The 3,580-nt window shown below is 64.6% G+C and carries 5 protein-coding genes; all 5 read right to left on the reverse strand.

Annotation, left to right across the window (positions count from 1 at the left end; translation table 11 throughout):
- Window positions 1-175: 175 nt before the first annotated feature.
- Window positions 176-1,114: a FadR/GntR family transcriptional regulator gene (locus EN969_RS21725; RefSeq protein WP_245461935.1), complete on the reverse strand. Its 939-nt coding sequence runs from the start codon at window positions 1,112-1,114 to the stop codon at window positions 176-178.
- Entirely contained in the window at window positions 1,015-1,362 is a 348-nt protein-coding gene (locus EN969_RS21730) for a RidA family protein (RefSeq protein WP_013530405.1), read from the reverse strand. The genes EN969_RS21725 and EN969_RS21730 overlap by 100 nt, the downstream gene beginning before the upstream one ends.
- 95 nt (window positions 1,363-1,457) lie before the next feature.
- The gene (locus EN969_RS21735) at window positions 1,458-2,264 is read right to left on the reverse strand and encodes an SDR family oxidoreductase (RefSeq protein ID WP_063168722.1); all 807 of its coding nucleotides are present in this window, start codon (window positions 2,262-2,264) and stop codon (window positions 1,458-1,460) included.
- Window positions 2,257-3,069 carry a shikimate dehydrogenase gene (locus tag EN969_RS21740; protein WP_013530407.1) on the reverse strand — a complete coding sequence of 271 codons (813 nt, stop codon included), beginning with the start codon at window positions 3,067-3,069 and terminating at the stop codon, window positions 2,257-2,259. Before EN969_RS21740 ends, EN969_RS21735 begins: the two co-directional genes overlap by 8 nt.
- Window positions 3,070-3,074: 5 nt before the next feature.
- Window positions 3,075-3,580 (reverse strand): NAD-binding protein (locus EN969_RS21745; RefSeq protein ID WP_164758404.1); only part of this gene is annotated, 506 nt, incomplete at its 5' end.

Genomic DNA, 3,580 nt, shown 5'->3' on the forward strand with positions numbered 1-3,580 from the left:
CCTGGACAGGTGGTGACCTCGGCGCCGAGGCTGAAAACCGAAGGAAACGACGGGAAAACGATGTTCTCAACCTGCGGGAAACGGTTCAGGTCAGCTGGCGGAGCCAAAACATGGCTTTCGCAATGCGGTGGCTAATCTGGGTGAGTGCGAATGCCTGGGTGATCGAAGCCGGGGCCTATCCGCCGGTCGAAACAGGCCTCTTCATATCGGTAAAGAGCGAGGCCGCAGCCGCCTGCTGCTCTGCCTCTGTCGCCGCGACGCCCGAAGCCCGTGCCAAAGCGCGCACACGCCCGAGGCTGTTGTGCAGATGCTTGCGCATGGCCTGGCGAGCGGCACGACCGTCCTGCCTTTCGATGGCATCCACGATGGTTTTGTGCTCGTTGTGAATGCGTGCGTAATAGCTGTCCTTGAGCGCCGGCGTGACCACGTAGCCCAGTTGAAAGCGTGGAACGATCATCGGCCTGAGATAGCTCAGGAAGCCGTGGATGAATTCGTTGCGCGCGGCTTTGGCGATCGCCAGATGGAAATCATAGTCATAGTGGATCTGGACCACAGCGGGATCCGCTTGCTGGGCGTCGACCTGTTCCATCAGGGTTCGGATTCCACTCGCCTCCGCATCGGTGCGCCGTTCCGCGCATAGCCCGGCGGACTCCACTTCCACACTCAATCTCAGTTCGAGCAGGGCAATGGTTTCCGGCAAGGTCCTCAGCGCCTCGTCCGGTATCGAGAAATTGCGCGGCGCCGGCGTTTCGCTGACGAACATGCCGCGGCCCTGCTGCGGCACCACCATCCCTTCGGAGCGCAATCGCGCCACCGCTTCCCGCACCACCGTCCGGCTGACGTCGTACTCGGCACAAAGCTCCGCCTCGGTCGGCAATTGCGCGCCGGGAAGCAGAGATCCGGAACGGATCTTTTCGGACAGACTCTCCGCCACGACAGTGGAAAGCGGTTTGCGCTTCGTCATCAGTCTCCCCTTAGCCAGATTCGCGATGATGCCCGAACCGGCAAGGCCATTCAAACCGCCGCGGTGACGATCAGCTCGACCAGCATTCCAGGCTTGGCCATCCGTCCTTCGCCGGAAGAGCGCGCGGGTGCATGCTCCTTCGGCATCCATCCGTCCCAGACCGTGTTGACCTCGTCGAAATCCCTGATGTCGTCCAGCCACATCTGCACGTGAAGGATACGTGTCTTGTCCGTACCGGCCTTGGCAAGCAGGACGTCGACCTTGCCAAGCGCCTCGCGCATCTGGTCGGCTGCGGACTGACCCGGCTTTGCGACCTGGCCGGTGAGGTAGAGGGTGCCATTGTGGATGACCCCGTGGTGGATGCGGGTGTCGAAGTCGAAGCGCTTGATGTCACTCATTGGATTGTCCTTGTCAGATTTCCGGCCTCCGCCGGATGGGTCAGATTTCCGGCCTCCGCCGGATGGGTCAGATTTCCGGCCTCCGCCGGATGGACTCAGATTGCCGGCGTCTGGCGGATGGGGTTTCCCTGCAGATATTGTGCGTAGGGCGCCTGAACGAGCCAGCCGGCGTCGACGGGCAGGGTGACGCCGGTTATCGATGCGGCCCGGTCGGAGCAGAGGAACAGTGCGGCCTCGGCAACGTCGCGCGGCTCGACGAAGCGGCGCAGCGCGGTGGTCGCCTGGATGGCTTCGGGGTTGCGCTCACCCTTGGCGATCCTGGCTTTCAGCCCGTCCGAAAGCGTGTAGCCGGGTGCCACCGCATTGACGCGTACGCCGTGCGGACCGAGCTCGGCGGCCAGGATCTGGGTCAAGGCCAGGACGGCATGCTTTCCGGGCGTGTAGGCGGGCAGGGACAGCGGCGCGAAGGAGGCAAGCGAGCCGACGTTCAGGATCGCGCCTCGCCCGGCAGCCGACATCAGCCGACCGAACACCTGGCAACCCAGCAAGGTGCCGCGATAGTTCACTCGCCACATCCTCTCGTCTTCGTCCAGATCCTGGTCGAGGACGTGCTTGCCACTCTGCAGGATGCCGGCGCAGTTGACGACGACGTGCGGGGTACCGAACGCGTCGCTGACGGCCTGCGCCAGCGCTTCCACCGAGCCGGATTCGGCGACATCGGTCTGGACAAACAGCGCGCGCGGTGCGCCGACCGCCGCGCAGGCGCCAACCGCCTCATCGCCCCGTGCCGCATCCCTGCCGGCGACCACCAGATGGTAGCCGTCCTCGGCGAAGCGCAGCGCTATCGCGCGTCCGATGCCGGAAGTGCCGCCGATGACGACGGCCGTCAATGTCTCAGCCATTGCCGCGACCCTTGCCTTCGATGTCGAAGAATTCGGACATGGCCCGGACCTGGAAATCCATCATCGGGCGCCCCGGCTGAATGCGGCAGCCAATCTCTTTCGCCGCCTTTAGCAGGGGGGTCTCGGCGGGCTCCATGATGATGTCGACGACCGTCATGTCCGGGGTCAGCCGGCTCACATCCAGCGGCAGCGGGTCGCCGGCGTGCATGCCGACCGGCGTGGCGTTGATCGCCATATGCATGCCGGAAGGCTCGGCCTCTCCAACCTGGATGCGGCATTTCGGGAAGACCTGCGCGACCAGCGCCGCCAGTTTTTCGGCGCGACCGGTATCGATGTCGGCCAAGCGGATTTCCTCGGCACCGGCTTCGGCGAGACAATAGGCCAGGGACGCGCCGGCGCCGCCGGCGCCGACCTGAAGGATGCGGCGGCCGGCAATCTCATGTCCGCCTGCCTTGAGGCCATCGATAAAGCCGACGCCGTCGAAATTGTCGGCGTACCAGCTGCCATCGGGCAGCCGGCGCACGGAATTGGCGCTCTGCACCCTCGCGGCGCGGTCGTGAGCGGCGGTGCATTTGTGATAGACCGCAACCTTGTACGGCACCGAGATGATCACGCCCCTGATATTCTCGGCTGCCGTAATGCCGGCCCAGAAGGCCTCGAAATCCTCCGGGCGGCAGCTCAAGGGCACCATGAGGCTGTCGAGGCCCTTCTGCTCGAAGATCTCGTTGAATATGCCGGGGCTCTTGGCATGGGCCACGGGATGGGCCAGCATCACGAAGATCTCGGCCTTGCCGGTTCCGCGCATCGGTTTTACTCCTTTTCTTTTGACAGTTCGTGGCCGCTGAGGATCTCCAGCGCCTGGACGAGGGACGAGTGGTCGGCCTCCGCGCCGCCTGGTCGGGCTGAGCAGGCGCTCATCAGTTGTTGCGCCATCGCGGTGTTCGGCAGCGAGACGCCAAGCGCGCGGGCGCTTTCGAGCGCGAGGTTGAGATCCTTCTGGTGAAGCCGCATGCGAAAGCCCGGGGCGAAGGTCCGGGCGATCATGCGCTCGCCATGCACCTCCAGCACGCGGGACGAGGCAAAGCCGCCCATCAGCGCGGCGCGCACCTTTGCCGCGTCGCAACCGGCCTTGCTGGCAAAGACGAGCGCTTCCGCCACGGCCTCTATGTTGAGCGCGACGATGATCTGATTTGCGATCTTGCAGGTCTGGCCGGCGCCATTGTGCTCGCCGATCAAGGTGATGTTCTTGCCCAGCGTCCGAAAGATCGGCAGCGCGCGCTCGAACTCTGCGGTCGGCCCGCCGACCATGATGGTGA

Source organism: Mesorhizobium sp. M7A.F.Ca.CA.003.01.2.1 (assembly GCF_003998945.1).
Taxonomy (GTDB): Bacteria; Pseudomonadota; Alphaproteobacteria; order Rhizobiales; family Rhizobiaceae; genus Mesorhizobium; species Mesorhizobium ciceri.

Bases quoted from the DNA above. Each gene is read 5' to 3' on its own strand.
- EN969_RS21725 (WP_245461935.1), bottom strand. From the start codon at position 1,114: ATGGATGCCGAAGGAGCATGCACCCGCGCGCTCTTCCGGCGAAGGACG.
- EN969_RS21730 (WP_013530405.1), bottom strand. From the start codon at position 1,362: ATGAGTGACATCAAGCGCTTCGACTTCGACACCCGCATCCACCACGGG.
- EN969_RS21735 (WP_063168722.1), bottom strand. From the start codon at position 2,264: ATGGCTGAGACATTGACGGCCGTCGTCATCGGCGGCACTTCCGGCATC.
- EN969_RS21740 (WP_013530407.1), bottom strand. From the start codon at position 3,069: ATGCGCGGAACCGGCAAGGCCGAGATCTTCGTGATGCTGGCCCATCCC.